Origin of the sequence: Bradyrhizobium genosp. SA-4 str. CB756, from assembly GCF_000473125.1 — a bacterium.
Taxonomy (GTDB): domain Bacteria; phylum Pseudomonadota; class Alphaproteobacteria; order Rhizobiales; family Xanthobacteraceae; genus Bradyrhizobium; species Bradyrhizobium arachidis.
The window spans coordinates 4,279,704-4,299,032 of the sequence record NZ_KI421499.1 but is presented as its reverse complement, the minus strand read 5'-3'; the positions used below and the strand labels follow the sequence as shown (position 1 = coordinate 4,299,032).

The following is a 19,329-nucleotide window of genomic DNA, read 5'->3' as shown; positions in this document are numbered from 1 at the left end:
CGCAAATTCATCAGGGCTTTGTGACGCGTCTTCGGCCGCAATCGCATTCGTTGTGGCCGGCCCTTTGGCTTCGCGATTGTCCTGGCGTTTGAACTCGATGCTGTATGTGCGGTGCTTGGCAATTGGTTTGTACCCCAATTAGTTTGTCGCCGAGTACTTACAAATGGGTACCCAATCAGCCGCCGGTACCAGCCCTTTTGCCTCCCCTTGCTCGGCATGCCCCAACGCTACACTAGGGGCAGTGGAAGCGAGGGACTACGATGAAGATAGCGGTCTTTGGACTTGGTTACGTCGGCATGACTGCCGCCGCCTGCCTCTCTAGGGATGGCCACGAAATCATTGGCATTGACGTCAGCAACGAAAAAGTGGCGATCGTCAATGCCGGTAAGTCGCCGATCACCGAGCCTGGCCTCGAAGACCTCGTGGCCCGTGCGGTTAGGAAGGGTCTACTGAGCGCAACGAAGGATGTGAGCCAACATCTCGACAGTTGCGCCATGGCCATAGTCTGTGTGGGAACGCCTAGTGCGCCGGACGGATCTCACAATATGAGCTTTATCGTGGAGGTTTCCCGTCAGATTGCGGAGTTGGTCGGCCCCGCTCGATCGATGCCGCTGACCATCGTATTTCGCTCTACGATGCGGCCCGGTACGATCGAGGAACTCGTGCTCCCGATTTTCGAGGACGCATTGGAAGACAGGATGGATCTAGTCGAGCTTGTCTACAATCCAGAATTCTTGCGTGAATCTGTCGCAATCGAAGACTTCTTCCATCCACCGAAGGTCGTGATTGGGACCAGGAACGGAGAACGGTGCAAGGCTCTTGACGAGTTGAATGCCAGGATTGAAGCGCCGGTCTTCTATACGACTTATCGTGCGGCAGAGATGACAAAATTCGTCGACAACGCGTTTCACGCAGTGAAGATTGCGTTTGCAAACGAGGTTGGTCGCGTCTGCGATAAGCTCAATATCAGCGCATCCAAAGTTCACGAGATCTTCATCGCCGACACGAAGCTCAACATCTCTCCCTACTATTTGAGGCCTGGTGGCGCATTCGGCGGCTCATGCCTGCCGAAAGACGTTCGGGCGCTCCAATACATCGCAAGCGACGTCGGGGCACATACCCATCTGGTGGATTCGGTCCTGAGGTCGAATGACGCGCATAAGAATTTTCTCTTTGAGAATTGCATGAAGACAGTTCGGGCCGGCGGGCAAGTGCTTATGCTGGGGCTTTCCTTCAAAGAGGACAGCGATGATCTTCGCGAGAGCCCCAATATCGACTTGGCTCGCAAATTCCTTCAGTCGCATATCGGCTTGTCGATCTACGATCCCCACGTCGAACCGTCCAGATTGTTAGGCCAGAATCTCGGCTACGCGTTCTCCAATTTGCCTGCACTCCGCAAGCTTCTAATCTCCAAATCCGTGGCCGAGTCGCAGCTGTTCGACCTTGTCATCGATACTAGAGGATGGGCGAGGCAAATGGCGCTTCGCGCCAGGCGGGTTATCGATGTTAACACTCTTTCGTGACAATCGCAGTGCAAGCGAACCTGATCAAGCCGTGATAGCGAAACCACCAGGGGCGACCGGCGCTTCGAGCGAACAGTGCGAATTGGCTCGTTCGGACGTCGATACTTCTGCGGGGCTCGTTGACGCCGCGCAGGCTGCCCAATCCGTGATTAATGGCTCAGCGCGCCGCCGCGTGCTTATCATCGTCGAAAATCTTTCAGTACCATTCGATCGCCGAGTGTGGTCGGAAGCCTGCACATTGGCACGGCACGGCTATGAAGTGTCGATAATTTGTCCCAAGGGACCGCAGGCAACGGCCCCATTTGAACTGATCGAGGGAATTGCGGTCTATCGCCACTGGCTGCCAAAAGAAGGACGTGGGGTGCTAGGCTATTTTGCCGAGTACAGCGCGGCACTATTTTGGGAGTTTGCGCTGAGTTTGAAGATACTCGCAACGCGCGGCTTTGACGTAATCCACGCTTGCAACCCTCCGGATCTCATTTTTGTGGTTGGTGCGTTCTACAAGTTTCTATTCGGAAAGTCGTTTATCTTCGATCAGCACGATATCAGCCCAGAGCTGTACGAAGCAAAATTTGGACGTCGTGGCCTTCTCTGGCGGATCATGGTCTTGCTTGAGCGTGTTACATTCGCATTAGCTGACGTATCGATAGCAACAAACCAGTCATATCGTAGCATTGCCCTTGAACGAGGGCGAATGGATCCGGAACGTGTGTTCGTTGTGCGTTCCGGTCCAAATCTTGCGCGCGTTCGATCACTTCCCTCAGACCCGGCCTGGAAAAAGGGGCGAAAATTCCTGGCCGCGTATGTGGGGGTTATTGGAAAGCAGGAGGGGCTTGATCTGCTATTGCAGTCAATCAGCCATATCCGCGGGGAGCGAAATCGAGATGACGTCCAATTCGTCATTGTCGGGAATGGGCCGGAGTTGGACGAGGTCAAGAAGCTAGCCGCGGCCCTTGAGCTGGATGAAGTGGTCACATTCACCGGCCGTGTTGACGACGCCACGCTGTTCACAATACTTTCGACGGCAGACGTCTGCGTAAATCCGGATCGCCCTAGCGCGATGAATGATAAATCAACGATGATCAAGGTCATGGAGTACATGGCCTTGGGTAAGCCTATTGTCCAATTTGACCTCACCGAAGGGCGCGTTTCGGCCGGAGAGGCATCTCTGTATGTACAGAATGCGGATACGGCGGAGTTCGGCGACAAGATACTGGAGCTTCTGGATGATCCAGTGCGGCGTGACCATATGGGCGCATTCGGCCAGAAAAGAGTCTATGACGTGCTCGCTTGGGACCACGGGGCCGTAAGCCTTCTAAGTGCTTATGAAAAACTATTCGATTTAAGGCGCTGACCAAGCCCGAGCGAGGCGCTTTGAATTGAGCCGACGCAGATCATTTCCACATAACGGACGAGCGATCGAAGGTAAGCGTAGCGCCGAGGCCCTTTGGATTGTTTGTGCGGAGTCTTGAGAGCACCGTTAGAAGAGTCATCTTCTGGAAGGGTGCTCACAATGGACGACCATTCTGACGACATAAGACGACCGTTGTCACCGCGTATTGAAGTGTTCGCAGGCGCAGGTCGCAAGCGCTGGCCGGATGATTTGAAGGCGCACATTGCCGCGGAAAGCCTCGAGCCGGGGGCGGTTGTCACAGACGTCGCCCGTCGCCATGGCTGCCGGCCCCAGCAGGTGCATGACTGGCGGCGCCGGGCGCGTTTGGGCCAGTTGGTATTGCCGGCGTCGGCGGACACGCTGTCGTTCGTGCCGGTGATGTCGGAATCGGCGTTGCCTGCGGCCGCAGACCCCTCCGGGTCGCCGGAAGCCGCCGTTGTGACGGTTGAGTTCCAGGGCGCGCGCGTGGAGGTGCGCGGGGCGCCTGGCCTTGCTGTATTGAGCGATGTGTTCATTGCGCTCCGACGGACACGTTCATGCTGACGCCACCCGCGAGCCTCATGATCTACGTGGCGACGCAACCTGTCGACTTCAGGAAGGGAGCGGAAGGCTTGGCGCTGCTGGCGAAGGAGACGCTGGGCCATGACCCGATGAAGGGCGTGGCGGTGGTGTTCCGTGCGAAGCGCGCCGATCGGGTGAAGATCGTCGTCTGGGACGGCAGCGGCCTTGTGATGTACTGGAAGCGGCTCGATGGCAGCGGCTTCAAATGGCCACCCATCGTGGCCGGTGTGATGCGGATGAATGCGGCCCAGCTGTCAGCACTGGTGGCCGGCATGGATTGGACGCGCATGCACGCGCCTCGAATCCCGCAGCCGAAAGCGCTTGCGTAAAGATACAGATCTTCGCTGCATCGTGACGCGAAGCATGGCAAGCTCGGGCCAATGAGTGATTTGCCCGATGAGCTGCCGAGCGATCCCGCCGAGTTGCGTGCCTTTGCCGCGGCTCTGCTGGATCGCTGCGCCCGGCTCGAGCGGTTGCTCAAGCTTGCAAAAGATGCGCAGTTCGGTCGGTCCTCGGAAAAGCTGGATGCTGATCAGCTACAGCTTGTTCTGGAGGACATCGAAGAGGCGGTCGCAGCTCTCGAAGCAGCCGAGGATCGCGTCAATCCCAGAACCTCCGAGAAGAGAGCGGCCGAGCGTAGAACCAACCGTGGTCAGCTTCCGGAGCATTTGCCGCGCATCGTCGAAACCCTGATGCCCGCTGCAACCTGCTGTCCGTCCTGCAAAGGCGATCTCTTTGAGATCGGCCACGATGAGAGCCAGAGGCTGGACGTCGTGCCGGCGCAGTATCGCGTCATCGTCACCCGCCGGCCCAAGCTGGCCTGCCGCGCCTGTCATGGCGTCGTCCTCCAGCACGCCGCGCCCGAGCGACTGATCAGGGGAGGATTGCCTACCGAGGGACTGGTCGCGCATGTCATCGATGCCAAGTATCATTGGCACTTGCCGCTTTACCGCCAGGCGCAGATGCTGGCGACGCACGGTATCGCCATCGACCGTTCCACGCTCGCCTTCTGGGTCGGCTATGCCGCCCAGGAATTGAAGCCCTTGTGGCATCGTCTGCGCCAGCTTCTGCTGGCCTCCTCGAAGCTCTGTGTCGATGAGACCCCGGCGCCGGTGCTGGATCCGGGGCGCGGCAGGACAAAGACCGGCTACTTCTGGGCGCTGTCACGCGATGACAGGCCTTGGGCCGGACCTGATCCGCCTGGGGTGGTCTATGCCTATGCACCGGGCCGCGGCGCCATTCATGGCTTGCGGCTGCTTGAAGACTATCGCGGCATCATCCACTGCGACGGCTATCAGGCTTACAAGACCATGACCCGAGAGACGCGTGCGGACGCCCTGTCCGGGACGCTCGCCTTCTGCTGGTCGCATCTGCGGCGCCAGTTTGTGAAGATCGAGCGGGAGGCTGCGCCGGCGCCAGCTCCGGTTGCCCGCGAGGCCCTCGAGCGCATCGCCCAGCTTTACGCGGTCGAGAAGGCACTCCGCGGCCGATCTGCGGACCAGCGCCGCGCGGGGCGACAAGCGCATGCCCGGCCTCTGGCTACAGCCTTGAAGCAGTGGTTTGAGGCCAAGCTTGCTCACCTTGCGCAGAAGAGCGACACGGCGAAGGCCCTGCGTTACGCGCTGCGTCATTGGGACGGCCTGACGTTCTACCTTGATGACGGGCGCATCGAGATGGACACCAATGCGGTCGAGCGAGCGATGCGGCCGATCAAGCTCAATGCCAAGAACTCCCTTTTTGCCGGTTGCGACGAAGGTGCCGAGAATTGGGCATTGCTGGCTTCGCTCATTGAGACATGTAAGCTCAATGGCGTCAGTGCCGAGCACTGGCTCGCTGACGTTCTCGCCAAGCTCGTCAATGGTTGGCCTGCGGCGCGACTAGACGAACTGCTTCCCTGGGCGTCGACCTATACGATGCATACACACGATCCGAGGCTGGCGGCATGAGCCTGAACACGACCGCGGTTCGGATCAAGGTGACCCTCAAGGATGTGAAGCCGGAGGTGATGCGTCGCCTTGTCGTACCCGTCACCCTGCGCCTTGATCGGTTGCATCTGGCGCTTCAGGAGGCATTCGGCTGGACGAACAGTCACCTCTTCGAGTTCTTCGCTGGTGAGGTCCGTTGGGGGGTTCCTGATCCCCACAACGATTACGGCCACCAGCCCATGGATGCCCGCAAAGCGCGGCTTTGCGATATCGTTCGCGAGACCGGCGCCAAGACGATCCACTATCTCTATGACTTCGGCGACAGCTGGGACCATGTGATCAAGCTCGAAAAATGGTTCGAGAACACCACGACGGAAGGGCTTCCCTTCCTGCTCGAGGCCGCCGGTCGTTGTCCTCCGGAAGACGTCGGCGGTGCGCCAGGCTATGCCGAATACCTCGCCGCCATCAGCGACCCCGGCCATCCCGAGCACGAACACATGCGTCTCTGGGGCCCGGAGCGGTTCGATCCCAACGTCGTCGACCGGAAGGCGCTCGAAGCCGCCGTCAACGCGTTGTCCGACACATGGATACCGCGGCGACGCGCCACGCAAACAAAATAGGCGTCAAGCGTCATTCAAAGGGCTGCAGAGCTACGCTTACGATCGAAGCGCCCAGCGTTCAAGCAGGAGACGATGAAAGAAATCCTGGCGGGCGAACTTGACCGAAAGAATCGCGGTCAAAATACCAAGTCCGGCGCAACAACATCTCAAGGTCGTAGTACCCCAGCGGGGCGGTGCTCCTTCCGAGTTTCGTTTCGGCTATGATCACGCCACGTTTGCGAGTCGACGCGGCGCTCTACTTCGGGCGGGTAGCGCTCACGCTGGCGGTAGATCGTGATCACGTAGTCGCGCCGCGTTTGACTTAGCAACAAGAGGCGTCAAAGCAACAATCAACTCACTAGCCTTTACCGTTGGCGAGTGATTGGCCTTCACATAGGTCTGACATCGTTGCGCGAGCGCGTTGTAATCGTTCGCGTCGGTGTCCCAAATTGCCCTCACGGATCTGCAGAGTGCCAACTCGTCCGCAGCAGATGCACCGAGGGCATGACGCAGGACGATCAAATCCGGATCGACTGGCCGGCTCGTCACAACAGGTGTACCAACGGCCAGCGCCTCCAGGAACGCATTCGAGAAGCCCTCGTAACGCGATGTACAGAGAAGCATCGTCGCTTCCGAAAGGAACGATTGAATGTCAACTCTCCGGACATAACCGACCATTTTCACATTCTGGAGACGGCTCAAGCCATTCACGGCATCGATAGTCGGTTGATCGGCAGCTTCGGCAAGCATTCCGGCCACGCGGAATTCGACGTCAGGAAGTTCCTGAGCGATCCGAAAAAGTAATGGCAAGTTCTTTGGATAGCGGAAGACTCCGAGCCACGCGACATATCTGCGTTCCGCGCGCGGCAAAGGAGCGGTCGCGTTCTCCGAGATAGCAATAGGGTTATGAAGGACGTGAATGGGTTTTCCAGGAAAGAGTGCTGCCAATTGATCGCGTTGATACTGATTTTGACAGAGAAATCCGGCTGCTCGATGCCGGGCCCAGGAATAGGATAACTGTTCATATTGCCGAAGACCGATCTTGTATCGTTCGTCGACGTCTGCATCGCTTACAACGCGGTAAACGAACGGAACCCCCAATTGGTCTGCGATGAAAGCCATGACGGCGGTGCCCAACCCGCGTGCCCCCTGGATGATGATATCCGGACGATAGGCGCGGGCGGCCGCCAATAGTTTGGGAATAAATGAATAGAACCACCTCGCAATCCGTACCCCCCGCTTTGGATCGTAGGTCTCGATAAGTGTTATTGGCGGGTTCGAACCAACGTGGGTCAAAGCGCCTTTCCAGGTAAGCACCGCGGCTTCGTGGCCGGCGTTGTCAAGCGCGCGAAGCCATGTCGTGAGTTCGATAGCCCATCCGCCGATCGGATAGTTCTCATCCTTCAGCAGATAGGGAATGTAGAAATCTATCGAGAGAATACGCACCTGACACCCTGGGCTTTCATCGAGCTTTAGTCCCGGCGCCGCCGCGGCTCAATGGACCAATCTGACTACCCATTTATCGCCAATTTCCATACCGTGACTCGGCATGTACTGATTCCGGCTCGCAGTGACCGAGCGGCAAAGTGCTGGGGATGCGTCTCTTTGGCAATTTGCCGGCCTTCGCCAAGTGCCCCGCACAGCGCCCGGACGGTAGCGACGTCGACGCGCTGCTAGGTAGAGTGGATGTCTTGAGAAGCTTTCTTATTACCATCGACACAGAGGGAGATGACATCTGGAGCAGGCGGTCAAGCGTCGAAACCCGAAATGCTTCCTTTCTTCCCCGCTTCCAGTCGCTATGTGAGACCTTCGGACTGAAGCCCACCTACCTGGTGAACTTTGAGATGGCCAACGATCCCGGCTTTATTGAATTTGGCCGCGATCTAATCGCACGCGGTGCTGGCGAAATCGGGATGCATTTGCATGCTTGGAATGCCCCCCCAGGCCATCGCCTGACCAGCAATGACTCATGGCACCAGCCGTTTCTGATTGAATATCCGGAAGATGAAATCCGGAAGAAGATTGAATATCAGACGCATCTTCTTGAGGACGTGTTTGGCGTCAAGATGCTGAGCCACCGATCAGGCCGGTGGGCCCTTAATGCATTCTATGCCAACGTTTTGAGAGATTTGGGATTCAGGGTGGACTGTTCGGTAACCCCTCACGTGGATTGGAGCGGAATCAAGGGAGATCCGGGCGGTGCGGGAGGGAGCGACTATCGAGGGTTTCCCGAGCAGCACTATTGGATGAGCGAGCGAGATATCGGGCTCGGGGGAGGGACTTCGCTACTGGAGGTTCCAATGACGATCATCAACCGATCGCCCGCTTTTCTGACCCGCGCGACCCAAGCGTGCGAAGATATATCCGACTTACCGGATAGGACCCGGCGCTACATTTGGCCTCTGGAGTGGCTGCGCCCGAACGGGTCGAACTTGACGTCGATGCTGCGCATTCTCGACATCGCGATCTCGCAAGATCGGCCTTATGTGGAATTCATGACGCATTCCTCAGAGCTGATGCCTGGCGGAAGTCCTTATTTTCCGACGGCTGAATCAGTCGAGAAGCTGTATCGGGATTTGAACGAGCTCTTTTCACAAGCGACGAAACACTTCCGCGGCAGTACGCTGAGCGAATTTTACGATAGGGTGGTGCGGTCATGCGCCGACGATTGAGCAAAATGCGGGCAATAGGAATGGCGATGAAGCTGTTGCCAGCTATTCTTGCCGCGTTCATCGCGACGACGACAGTGGATGCAGGCTCGTCCGACGTTCAGGTCATCGCCGCCACGGGTACGGATACGACTGAGGATTCGACCGCAATATTGCGGCCTGCAAGTGTACCAGTTGTCTCATCGATTACGTCGTTTTCCACGACACCAAAAATGCGGTTCTATATCGGTGGCGATAGCTACCAAGTTCAGACGGCGGGCAAGAGCTATAGCCTGACCAATCCTGACCCACAGACTCTGCGGTTCGAAGTCCGGCCGGGTGATAAAGCCTGGTATGATGCTGGATCTGTCGATCGCGCCGAAATTGAAAACGATGCACGAATTCCGGTCGGAACTCTCATCAACATAAGCTATGATTTTATGGTGGAGCCAAACGGGGCCAATGGGTCATTTACGAACACAGCATCATCGTACTTTATCCTTGGCCAACTGCACAATGACGACGCCGTTGGTGGTGTACCTACCTCGCCTCCATTCTATGTCAATCTTGTTGGCGACCATCTACAAGTTAACGCATTATATTGTCCTACGGGTCTGAATCCGAGCAATGCGGCCGGCAACCTTACGCATCTCACGCTCTGGACCGACCCGAATCCAATTCGAGTTGGCCAGTACAACGAGACCAAAATATCGGCCAATATATCCAACGACAGTAGCGGGTATTTGGGCGTCTGGGTGAATGGTACTCAGGTTGTGAACTATCAGGGCCCCTTGGGCTTTGGGGATCCCACCTACTGGGAGTACGGGCTCTATCGGAGTCCAGCACCCGAGACTGTCGCCGCCAAATTTCGAAATATGACAATAACAACTGTGGCTGGGCCGCCTGGGGCCACTTCATTGCGACGCTGACTTATGGTGCGCAACGTCACCGGCGTGGCTGGATACGATTGCGATAGAATGAAGGATCCGGTGCGTTATGCGTGATCTATTGAGCTATAGCGGCCCAACCCCTTATCAGCTCACGCTTCCGCGTTCAGTCGCGCAAAGTGGAAGAGTTTTCTTTCTCGTGTTCCTTTTTATCTTGCCGTTCCAGCGGATGCCATTTCTCGGTGACAATCTGCTCGGTATCCAGGGCCTCAAGCCGTTCAACTTGCTGTCAGCTATCGTCCTCGCCTATTTGGTACTCCAAAGCGCGCCCTTATACGCGACGGATAAGATCGAGCAAAGATCCCTCAGAATTTTTCTCCTCTACTTCGCAACCTTTGCAATTGCGTATATTCGATCAATTCCCAATGCTCCGCTGCTTCATAGCCGACTTCCAACTACATTTCCCGAGACCTATCTCGATTTTACGTTGTCTTCTTGCATCGTTCCGGCCTTCTACATTTTAGGATTTCTATTTACCCTTAAGCGCATGTGCTCCGATCACGAGCTCGAGAGGATCACGACGGCGATCTGCCTCTCGATATTGCTGTTCTCAGCCGCTTTCATCATACTCATCCTGACGCATCCGTCCGTTCTGTCAGAGAGCCGGCCCGAAATTGCCGAAATTGGCGGAGACAGCCGGGAGCGAGGCGGAATGAATGAGCTGTGCGCAACCTATTTTGGTGTCCATTACAATACGATTGGCACCATCTATATTTGTTGTGCGCCCTTGTTGCTCCATCGATTTCTTGCGCGCGGAGCTCTCTGGATCGTACCTCTCGGTCTATCGCTTCTGGCAATTCTTCTCCTCGGGTCACGCAGCGCGCTTATCACAGTGGGAGTTTCGCTTTGCCTGCTTCTGATTCAGAGGCGCAGATTTGATATCTTGCTTGCCGGCGCTGCGGTGCTTGGGATCGCATCGCTCCTATGGGTCGCACCAACTGTGGAGGCTCTTTTTTCGATCGGGTTTGAAACCGGTTCTGACTTCTCGGCCGATGCCTTGCTGACGGGCCGCGTTGATTATATTTGGGCTCCTCTGCTAAATGAATGGACGAGCAATATCGGCCTGTTCCTGTTTGGCGCTGGTCGCTACGGAATAGTGACAAGCCAAAGTTGGGACACAGGAGCTTTGCTCCACATGGGTCACGCGCACAATGCAATTATCAATTTCTTTGTTGATTGCGGTGCCATTTTTTCCAGTGTGCTTATCGTCCTCCTTCTTGTTGGAGTAGCCACCGCCTGGCGAACGGGGCGGAGGTTGAATAGTGACCTATATTGGGCTCTGTTCGCGGGCATCTTCGGATTTGGGATTGGCATGGCAACTGAGCGTGAGATTTTTCCAACTATTGACAACATGTATGTATTCCCGATCATTGCGATGATGATCAACTTGGCGCGGTTGCGCTATCTGGATGCCTATCAGCGTCGAATGGGTCCACAAGAAGTGATCTGACGTGAACTCCGAAGACCGTTCATCTTCGGTCTGCTGCAGCGTGGCGATGGTCGCCTAGGTGCTTACCGCTGCGATGGCCGGGCCCAAATCGTGATTACCTCGATCTGCACCCCGTCGCCAGAGTCCTGTGACATTGCCACGTTCGTTGCGGTGTTGAGCGCGAGATTCATCGCGGCGGGGTCGTCTGCAGGATCAGGTGATGTTTTTCTGCTTCATTGCAGCCGAATCGTCGGTGCGGGTGAGGGCGGATTGCGAGGAGGACAATAAAGTCCCCGCTATCTGCAAGCGACTGCAGCAAGCGAACAACATCCCCGGCGAACGCAACGCCAGGACCGAATGCTGTTACGGCGGATGTGACCTGCACCGCCGGACGATCATTTACGCGATAGGAAATTGCATCATCGCCGCTTCCGCGGGCAATGCCGGGTCCCGGGAGCACCAGCTCGGTCCGGCCGCCGCGACAGCATATCGATGGCTGCATCGCCGACTCGCTGGTCCCGCTACGTGATGATGTCGCGGTCGCGCTCGGCGAGTAGTCGATGGGCGATGGCGTCTGGCTGACGATCCACTGGTCTTCGTGAGGCGCGCCGGTACGCGCCAATTTATCCGGACATCCAGGGCGCTCGGCGTGTTCCTTCTGAAGGCAGGAACGGAGCTGCGTCATCGAGTCCCGGGCAAATGGGGAGGCCGGTGGCAGCGGACACCAAGGTCTACGACAGCAGGTTCAGTTGATCGGCAAGCGCGCGGGTGTTGAATGTGAACGAACTAGGCAACGCGTATGGATCCCCATTGTCGTCGTATCTCCGCTAGCGTTCGATAGTACCCCGTCGCGAACAAGATGATGACAAACAACACCAATACTGCAGCAGGCCCGCCTATCGCGGCAATTGGAGCCGGTAGGGTCAGCAGATCAGCCGCGAAACGTGCGACGAGCGCGCAAACGACCGATGCGCTCCAGAGCTTTCCAAGGTTCTTCCAATCCTGCAATTTTCCGACAGGAACGCTCGTCACGTCTGAAAGTCTCTTTAGAACCAGCGCGTACACCATCAAGCTTGCCAATACCGAGCCGACAGCTGCGCCAGGTAAACCGTAATACCAGATGCCGATCAAGCTGGAGACGACGGCAACTGGAAAACATAGGGCTTCATACCGCATGCTCGACAGCCCTTGCTGGAACACGTTCAGCAGAGTGCTGATTTCTATCGAATAAACCAAGGTCTGGACGAGATAGATACGCAACACCGGCGAGCCGCTCACGTACTCCTTCGTAAACAGGAACTGGATGATTTCGTGGGAAAAGGCGAATAATGCTGCAATGGTGGGGAATATGATCGCACTGAGGATTACGTTGCCTTGGCTATTGAGACGCAGCAGTTTTTCTTGATCACCAAGCGCATGGAGTTGGCTCATTGTGGGCAAGAGCAAATTCGCCACCCCGAATCTCAGGACTTCAGTGGGCATCGTGAGCGTCGTTGCAATCGAGAAAACGCCGAACACGGTCGGTGAAAACACCGTGGCAACAATCCATTGCTCGGTCTGTTTCCGCATGTGGAACAGCAGTGTGGCCGCGCCAAATGGCGCGGCGTACCGAAGCTGTTCACGAAATTTCGGCTTGTCCAGCGGGAACAGTCGAATGCCGCTATAGCGTGCAATGAAATAGGCCAAAAACCCAAGGCGCACACAGGCGGCGATCAATGTCGCAACCAGCACCAGCTCGAGTTCTCGGAAAAATGCCGCCGCGGAAAGAATGAGCGCGGCCCGAAGCACAGATGTGGCCACGATAGCCTGTGCCTGCCAGCGGATCTGCCCTGCGGCGTTGGGTAATACATCGAGCATCAAGCCCACATTCCAGGCAAACAGGAAAGCTGCGAGCAAAAACCCATGGTTGTGCAACAGGTTTTTCATGCCCGACGGGAGGACATTGCCAGACGCAAAAATCAGAAGCGCCGCGATCGTCGTCGTCGCGAGCAGGAACAGCATCGTCTGCCCGACGTAAATCCGGCGTCCTTCCGAATCCAAGCGGACAAAGAAGAAGAGCAAGCTGCGGGGCACGTCAAAGGGGAACAACAATGTTACGGTAGTTACAAGTAGCCAGAACAGCCGGTATTCGCCGAACTCTGTGGGACCGATCGTTCGAACCAGAACGACCGGCGTCAATATCGTGATGGCCTGTTCGAGGTAGCGTGCGGCGGAGAGTGCAATGCCTTGACGTATGATTGATGCCATGGACCAGCCTAGGCGCTACCGGCGATGAAAACAAAGCTGGTCAGAAACATCGGACGCCCCTTCTTGTGTCGCCAACGGTCGCGGACGCAACGCCGCTCTGTTCCTTGTTGAGGCAACGGGCCTTCAGCCGTTGCCCACGGCGAGGTGTATTTCGACAAATCGTCGACGTGTGATTGTATTGCGGAGTTATCCGAGAATTCCAATCGTCGCGCCATTTTGAGCAAGTGTAAGCAAAACGACCAGGAATAGAAGCACTCGATCGAGCCCATCGGTGACTGAGTGGCTACCCATTCGGGGGTATGCGGTAACGCAGTCGACGTCGCCGTAGGAGAGGGGATGACCTGACCGGATCTTGGTTTCGTCTGGCAATGGGATCGATTTTGAGCTGATTTGAGCCCAATCGGTTTGATGGGGGCATCGCTTCGCATTTCGATGCACGCCCGTCCAATCCTTGGCAGCGACACTTGGAACTGTCGCGATAGCGTCCAGGCTCAGGTCACGCGTGCCCTCCTATCCGCCACTCGCCGATAAAGGCCGAGATACGCGCTAGTCATAGTATCGAGCGAGAACGACGTCTCAATCCTCCGGCGCCCTTCCGTACCGAATTGATTGGCAAGCCCGCGATTGTCGAGGAGCTTGAGCACGCGATCAGTCAACACTTCCGCGTCGTGGCGCGGCACAAGAAATCCCGTCCGTCCTTCGAGGATCAGCTCAGGATTGCCCCCATCCCTTGTTGCAACAATTGGCTTACCCAATGCCATGCATTCGGTTATCGCGTTCGAAAAGCCCTCTCCGCTGTGACTAACGAGAACTCCCACGGTGAAGAGATTGACGATACTTTCTACATCTTTCCGCAGTCCCAGAAACTTTATGCGTGACGAATATTCCGATGGGACGCTATCACGTATCTGCGGTAGCATTTGCCCAGCGCCGACGGTCACAAAGGTGACATCGTCCCGACGATGGCAAATGCGACATGCCATTTCGACAAAGGTTGGATAGTCCTTTCTGGGCGTAAAGTGTGCAACCATCCCCACGACGTGAGGCGTCGTGATTCCGAGACTGATGCGAAGCTCTGCCTCAGCCGTTAAGTTGGAGACTCTTTCGGGATTGAACCCATTGTAGATACATAGACCTTTACGCTCCGGAATCTGGTAGGCAGCCAGGCCTGCCCGTGAGTTGCCGACGACAATATCCGAAAATGGGACGGTCAATTTGCCCATTAGATAGTCCTTATTCCACCGCGACAGCTGCGGCGGCGCGTCTCGCACAAAGCCGTTAACGAAAGCCGAGCCGCACAGTTTCGCAATTGGAGCTGCATAAACGGAGCACATCGGGCTCCAAGAGTGAACGATATCTATTTTCAGATCGGAGACCAGTTGGTGCAAACTCTTAAACAGGCTCAAATCTCTCCTGCGCTTCCGGACGAGCTGAATAACTTCCGCGTGTTCACGGTTGATTTCGTAACGAATCTTCTCTTCGTCCGTAACCGCGACAAATGACTTTATGTCGCTGCAGACGAACAGTCCCCGGAGCAATTCGACGAGTTGTCGTTCTTTTCCTCCCGGCCCTAGACGTTCGGTGAGGTGCAATATGCGCATTTCAGCGCCCTCCCGCATGGACTAGTTCCGTCCAAGTCGCAACGTTGCGTTCGGCGCAAACTTCAATGTCGATGTATCTTCCCATTTTCTCCTAGACGCCGTCTCGAGTACCCAGCTTCAATGAAGCGAAGACCCAATGCAGCGCTCCCCTCGGTCTTGGTTGGTTTGACGATCAGTCCATTGCTCTCGTGCCTTACTGGAGGACGAATGACGGTCCCGCTGTGAGCGCTAGGTTCTCAACCCTCGACATCAAGAAAGTTGCACCAAAGGGTGGAAGCACCAGAACATTGGCGGCCCAACCGGGCACCCATAGGATCGCCGAGAGGCACTCGCTCAGACTGGGGTTCTCGCATTGTCCACCGCGCTGTCACGCAAGCATGCTTCCGGTCAGCCTTTGAGCCCAGGTTCGCAAAAGTCATGAGCGCCGCACGAAGCCAAGCCGAGAACTATCATATTGTCTCCCATCCCTCGCCAAAGCGGGTCGACGACCGACGGTACGTCGCGCTTTGCGGAGTGTATTCTTGCGCCCGCGCTGAGCGTCAACTTTTTCGGGCTACCTATTCCGGTTCCGACGAAGGGAAGCTCGAATGGCCTCCGGCTACAGGCGAAGACGAAACAGGTAGGCTCCGCCATTGTCTCGAAGTTCGGATAGATATCGTCGAACCGCCACCTTAAGTCGGTAGGAGAGCGACTCTGAATCCGGAAAGGCATCCCGCTGTTCGTGATAAACGCAGCGTATATTGGCCGTCTTGCCGGGCGGGATGTCGACGATCAATCGAAGGCATCCATCGATGTAATCATACGTGACGACGTCTTGGTTGACTGTAATATCCCTCAAAGAAGCGACCTGTGGTTCTGGCTTCACGACCCGAATCCGTCGCGTTACCGCCTCCATGTTCTCGATACGAAGTTGTTCGGCAAACATCCTGACTGTGATTGTCCCGCCTTCGCGTCGAATGCTGTAGCTGCGGCAAACCGCGTCCCCGAGAGTTCGCCAACGGAGTTTCCATCGCAAGGAAGCAAGCTCTCGGACGAACTCCGATAGTTCGTTGCCGTGGTCCCGGAAAAGGTCGTGATGCCCGACAAGGAGGCACGGCTTGCCCAGGAGTCCGTCGAACGCGAAGTTTTCGACGCCGTGGTCAATGTACCGCCGGGTATAAATTGAGAATCCCCCATACCGGGTGATGGCGACGCTCCACAGGTCGGCGAGTGTCGTTTCGTTCAGCGCGTTGTCGGCCGGTGCGACTCCGGTGTTCACCGCTGCGACGAAGCCATTTCGTTTGAGCGCGGACACTGCTTCGGGCGAGAATGCGCCTTGCGGGAAAATCATCACGTTTTCGTATTCGAGCTCGGTCTTGTCGCGTAGGGACTGCATCCGACGCGTGGCGGTCCTTAGCTTTCTGTCGAGCAAGCTCGCCGAACGGGCGGCAAATTCACCACGGGTGTGATCGCAGCCGTGCACGCAGACCGACAGTTTTCCGCTGTTTTGCCGAAAGGCGACAACGGTGTCGCGATTTGTTCGTCGCCAGTTCCATGGAATGAAGGCGAGGGTCGTGGCGAAGCGCTGCTTGTTGGCCAACTGCAGTAGTTCGTCAAAATCGAGGAATCCGTACCGTGGCCTCAGGAGTGGATCGTCGATGGTAAGGCAGGCGTTTGTTTCGGGGGGGATCCAGCAGACGTCGCGGAACGCCGACCTCAGATACATCACGATTGGAACTGCGCCGGCGAAACGCTTCTTCACATCAAAATAGCTCGCGGCGCGTTCGTGAATGTCCACCATCGCCCGTGACGCATCGGCAAAAAAACGCAAGCCCGAATGAGTGAGCCCGGCGAACAGATACCCCTCGGGGGCGGCGACGATACTTTGCAATTCGTCACTATGCGCGATCGCAAGCGCCGCATCCGCCGCGCCAGGCTGCAGTTGGATTCGCAGGCCCGACATTGGCCCGCACATGTCTGGGAAAGTATCAGTGACGGACACGGTTATCGGCCGCTGGTCGATGCCACGGATGTCCGCATCCGGGTCTCCCGTGATCTCGCGCAGCAGCGCCCTACAGGGATCCGACGCTTGAAATCCATAGACGAATACGGAAGCGGCTGCGGCCATCCAGGCCGGAAATATTCCGGCCTTAGCAGACTGCAGGGCTTCCATGAGACGGGGCGCGGAAGTCAGGATTGAGAACTGCGGATGATCGGCGGTCAGCGCAGCCAGATTGCTACCGTTCGCCTCGCCGACTGTCATGGCCGTCCATGGGATTCCGAAAAAATCGAGAACTTCAACCAGGTTGCGATCGTCGGGCGACGGAGTGTCCCCGCGAAGCAGGAGCGCGATCGAAGAGCCGGTGTCCATGGGCGTCGGCGTTCCTGCGTTGACGCGTCATCCTTCGGGAAGGCCACCGGCATCCTGCGGATGTCGGTCGCCAATGGTGAGAGTGCATGTCTTAGCGTTCGCGCGACTGTCTGATCAATGTGCCCTTGGAGGTACCAAGTCCACGCTGTGCCATGTTGTGTTACCGGATTGCTGCCGCGCAAAATCTATCATTTTGCACTGCAAAAATCTAGGTGTCGTCAGCGGCCTCGATGAATGTCTTGAGAAAAGGTCGATCGCGCCGTTATACGGCTCTGACTTTCGACGATGGCCTCCGCGATAAGGTCTCGAGCGCTTCCAATTGTGGAGCGGCATAATTTGCCGCTCGTGATGTACGTGCCTGGTGCACCAATTCTCATCGCCTTGCGCGATTAACGCTCGCTCCGCCTGCGCTTAGATTGGCTTCTTGCCGGACGCCTCTCGATGGGCGGATTTGTCTGCATCTGCGGACGAATGGATGCGGGCAGGGCTCGCGCCACCGCGAACGCAAGCGGCCGCGGCCCTCGCGGACGCTATGTCACCGAAAGGAGCGGCGATGATCGACCAATCGATCGATCTCTGCTCACGGCATCGGATGAGTGCGAAGCGGGAAAGTCGAGGGGGTAGTCCGGAAGGGTTCTCGCGCAGCGCGAAGTTTGCCTATGATAAGTGGGTCATCTGCGCACGTGATCGCGACGGGGTTCTCAGATTCCGAATACATTCCGCAGGAGCTGGCGCCACCGGGGGGAGTTACTTTCACGTAGCGGTGCTCACCAGGACCTGAGCCAATTCAGAGAGACGACTGGACATCAACCATGATGCACGGCCGAAAAATTGCGGTGATTGGGCTTGGTTACGTGGGATTGCCCGTGGCTGTGTCGTTTGCGCGTTCCGGAGTTCCGGTCGTTGGATTCGACGTGGATCGCGGACGTGTCGCTGAACTCAGGGAAGGAAAGGACCGGACCCGCGAGGTTGACGGCGATGATTTGCGTCGGGAAACGCTACGCTTCACGGTGGATCCGGCTGAAATGGCGAAGGCCGATTTCTTCATCGTCACAGTGCCAACTCCGATTGACGAGGCTCGCAATCCGGACCTGCGCGCAATGATTGCCGCGTCGCGATCGGTGGGCGCGGTGCTCAAGAGGGGCGACATCGTCGTTTATGAATCGACCGTATATCCGGGCGCGGTGGAGGATGACTGCGTTCCGGCTCTTGAGCAAATCTCTCACTTGAAGGCCGGAGTAGATTTTACTGTCGGGTATTCGCCCGAGCGGATCAATCCCGGCGACAAGGAGCACCGCTTCGAAACGATTACCAAGGTGGTCTCGGCGCAGGATGCCAGAACGCTTGAGATCGTCGCGGATGTCTACGGATCTGTGGTCAGCGCCGGCGTTCATCGTGCTCCCTCCATCCGCGTAGCGGAAGCAGCAAAGGTCATCGAGAACACCCAGCGCGATCTGAATATCGCCTTCATGAACGAGCTGTCGCTAATATTCCGGGCGCTTAATATCGATACTGGTGACGTCCTGGCTGCGGCCCGCACCAAATGGAATTTCATGCCGTTCCAGCCGGGACTCGTCGGTGGCCACTGTATCGGCGTCGATCCCTATTACCTGACCTATCGTGCCGAAAAGGCTGGCTATCACCCCGAGGTCATTCTCGCAGGGCGACGCATCAACGACGGCATGGGTCAGCGAGTGGCGCGGGAATGCGTTCGTGGGCTGTTGCGGCGCAAGGGTCAAACCGGGATTGTGACCATCCTCGGGCTGACCTTCAAGGAAGACGTTCCCGATACGCGCAATTCCCGCGTCATTGACATCATCCGCGAGCTTCAGTCTTTCGGGCTCACGGTGCAGATCCATGATCCGCTGGTGAACGCCGCCGACGCGCGGCATGAACTTGGGGTCACGTTGACCCAGCTGCACGCCCTACAACCTGCAGATGCCATCGTTCTTGCCGTCGCCCATCAGCGCTATGTCGACGGCGGCTGGCCGCTTGTTCGACACTTGCTGCGCGACGGCGAGGGCCTCGTGTTCGACATCAAGACAAAGCTCGATCGAGCCGCAAAGCCCGCCGCCATCGACCTGTGGCGGCTCTGATCTGGAGACA

Annotated in this window: 14 protein-coding genes; 10 read left to right on the top strand and 4 right to left on the bottom strand. The window is 57.0% G+C overall.

What is annotated here, in order from left to right:
- Positions 1–260 precede the first annotated feature (260 nt).
- From BRAGE_RS0121200 to BRAGE_RS0121175, 6 genes are all read left to right on the top strand, one after another.
- Positions 261–1,523, top strand: a complete 1,263-nt coding sequence (locus tag BRAGE_RS0121200; protein WP_027564558.1) for a nucleotide sugar dehydrogenase — start codon at positions 261–263, stop codon at positions 1,521–1,523.
- Positions 1,504–2,877 (top strand): glycosyltransferase family 4 protein, encoded by a 1,374-nt coding sequence (locus BRAGE_RS0121195; protein ID WP_084335015.1) that lies wholly within the window; start codon positions 1,504–1,506, stop codon positions 2,875–2,877. Before BRAGE_RS0121200 ends, BRAGE_RS0121195 begins: the two co-directional genes overlap by 20 nt.
- 159 nt (positions 2,878–3,036) lie before the next feature.
- A complete protein-coding gene (gene tnpA / locus BRAGE_RS0121190) occupies positions 3,037–3,459 on the top strand; it encodes an IS66-like element accessory protein TnpA (protein ID WP_035729932.1) in 423 nt (140 codons plus the stop codon).
- The gene (gene tnpB / locus BRAGE_RS0121185; RefSeq protein WP_027557044.1) at positions 3,453–3,806 is read left to right on the top strand and encodes an IS66 family insertion sequence element accessory protein TnpB; all 354 of its coding nucleotides are present in this window, start codon (positions 3,453–3,455) and stop codon (positions 3,804–3,806) included. Before tnpA ends, tnpB begins: the two co-directional genes overlap by 7 nt.
- Before the next feature lie 51 nt (positions 3,807–3,857).
- The gene (gene tnpC, locus BRAGE_RS0121180) at positions 3,858–5,423 is read left to right on the top strand and encodes an IS66 family transposase (protein WP_027557045.1); all 1,566 of its coding nucleotides are present in this window, start codon (positions 3,858–3,860) and stop codon (positions 5,421–5,423) included.
- Positions 5,420–6,022, top strand: coding sequence for a plasmid pRiA4b ORF-3 family protein (locus BRAGE_RS0121175; protein ID WP_027557046.1), 603 nt, complete (start codon positions 5,420–5,422; stop codon positions 6,020–6,022). Before tnpC ends, BRAGE_RS0121175 begins: the two co-directional genes overlap by 4 nt.
- Positions 6,023–6,277: 255 nt before the next feature.
- Here BRAGE_RS0121175 and BRAGE_RS0121170 read toward each other — a convergent pair whose 3' ends face one another.
- Positions 6,278–7,447 (bottom strand): glycosyltransferase family 4 protein, encoded by a 1,170-nt coding sequence (locus BRAGE_RS0121170; protein ID WP_027557047.1) that lies wholly within the window; start codon positions 7,445–7,447, stop codon positions 6,278–6,280.
- Positions 7,448–7,587: 140 nt separating this feature from the next.
- Between BRAGE_RS0121170 and BRAGE_RS0121165 the strand changes: the two genes are divergently transcribed.
- The 3 genes from BRAGE_RS0121165 (at position 7,588) to BRAGE_RS0121160 (ending at position 11,046) form a co-directional block, all read left to right on the top strand.
- Positions 7,588–8,673 (top strand): hypothetical protein, encoded by a 1,086-nt coding sequence (locus BRAGE_RS0121165; RefSeq protein ID WP_208617492.1) that lies wholly within the window; start codon positions 7,588–7,590, stop codon positions 8,671–8,673.
- Between the two features lie 20 nt (positions 8,674–8,693).
- A complete protein-coding gene (locus tag BRAGE_RS52915; protein ID WP_159073910.1) occupies positions 8,694–9,578 on the top strand; it encodes a heparin lyase I family protein in 885 nt (294 codons plus the stop codon).
- Between the two features lie 67 nt (positions 9,579–9,645).
- On the top strand, positions 9,646–11,046 hold the full coding sequence (locus BRAGE_RS0121160) for an O-antigen ligase family protein (protein WP_027557049.1): 1,401 nt from the start codon (positions 9,646–9,648) through the stop codon (positions 11,044–11,046).
- A 765-nt stretch (positions 11,047–11,811) separates the two neighbouring features.
- Here the strand turns inward: BRAGE_RS0121160 and BRAGE_RS0121145 are convergent.
- From BRAGE_RS0121145 to BRAGE_RS0121135, 3 genes are all read right to left on the bottom strand, one after another.
- Entirely contained in the window at positions 11,812–13,272 is a 1,461-nt protein-coding gene (locus BRAGE_RS0121145) for a lipopolysaccharide biosynthesis protein (protein WP_027557050.1), read from the bottom strand.
- 491 nt (positions 13,273–13,763) lie between these two features.
- On the bottom strand, positions 13,764–14,873 hold the full coding sequence (locus tag BRAGE_RS51700) for a glycosyltransferase (RefSeq protein ID WP_159073911.1): 1,110 nt from the start codon (positions 14,871–14,873) through the stop codon (positions 13,764–13,766).
- A 598-nt stretch (positions 14,874–15,471) separates the two neighbouring features.
- Entirely contained in the window at positions 15,472–17,223 is a 1,752-nt protein-coding gene (locus BRAGE_RS0121135) for a hypothetical protein (RefSeq protein WP_027557052.1), read from the bottom strand.
- Positions 17,224–18,035: 812 nt separating this feature from the next.
- Between BRAGE_RS0121135 and BRAGE_RS0121130 the strand changes: the two genes are divergently transcribed.
- A complete protein-coding gene (locus tag BRAGE_RS0121130; RefSeq protein ID WP_027557053.1) occupies positions 18,036–19,319 on the top strand; it encodes a nucleotide sugar dehydrogenase in 1,284 nt (427 codons plus the stop codon).
- Positions 19,320–19,329: the final 10 nt, after the last annotated feature.

Excerpts from the sequence above, each read along its gene's own strand:
- BRAGE_RS0121200 (WP_027564558.1), top strand. The coding sequence starts at position 261 with ATGAAGATAGCGGTCTTTGGACTTGGTTACGTCGGCATGACTGCCGCC.
- BRAGE_RS0121145 (WP_027557050.1), bottom strand. The coding sequence starts at position 13,272 with ATGGCATCAATCATACGTCAAGGCATTGCACTCTCCGCCGCACGCTAC.
- BRAGE_RS0121160 (WP_027557049.1), top strand. The coding sequence starts at position 9,646 with ATGCGTGATCTATTGAGCTATAGCGGCCCAACCCCTTATCAGCTCACG.
- tnpC (WP_027557045.1), top strand. The coding sequence starts at position 3,858 with ATGAGTGATTTGCCCGATGAGCTGCCGAGCGATCCCGCCGAGTTGCGT.
- BRAGE_RS52915 (WP_159073910.1), top strand. The coding sequence starts at position 8,694 with ATGGCGATGAAGCTGTTGCCAGCTATTCTTGCCGCGTTCATCGCGACG.
- BRAGE_RS0121195 (WP_084335015.1), top strand. The coding sequence starts at position 1,504 with ATGTTAACACTCTTTCGTGACAATCGCAGTGCAAGCGAACCTGATCAA.
- BRAGE_RS0121175 (WP_027557046.1), top strand. The coding sequence starts at position 5,420 with ATGAGCCTGAACACGACCGCGGTTCGGATCAAGGTGACCCTCAAGGAT.
- tnpB (WP_027557044.1), top strand. The coding sequence starts at position 3,453 with ATGCTGACGCCACCCGCGAGCCTCATGATCTACGTGGCGACGCAACCT.
- tnpA (WP_035729932.1), top strand. The coding sequence starts at position 3,037 with ATGGACGACCATTCTGACGACATAAGACGACCGTTGTCACCGCGTATT.
- BRAGE_RS0121135 (WP_027557052.1), bottom strand. The coding sequence starts at position 17,223 with ATGGACACCGGCTCTTCGATCGCGCTCCTGCTTCGCGGGGACACTCCG.
- BRAGE_RS0121130 (WP_027557053.1), top strand. The coding sequence starts at position 18,036 with ATGATGCACGGCCGAAAAATTGCGGTGATTGGGCTTGGTTACGTGGGA.
- BRAGE_RS51700 (WP_159073911.1), bottom strand. The coding sequence starts at position 14,873 with ATGCGCATATTGCACCTCACCGAACGTCTAGGGCCGGGAGGAAAAGAA.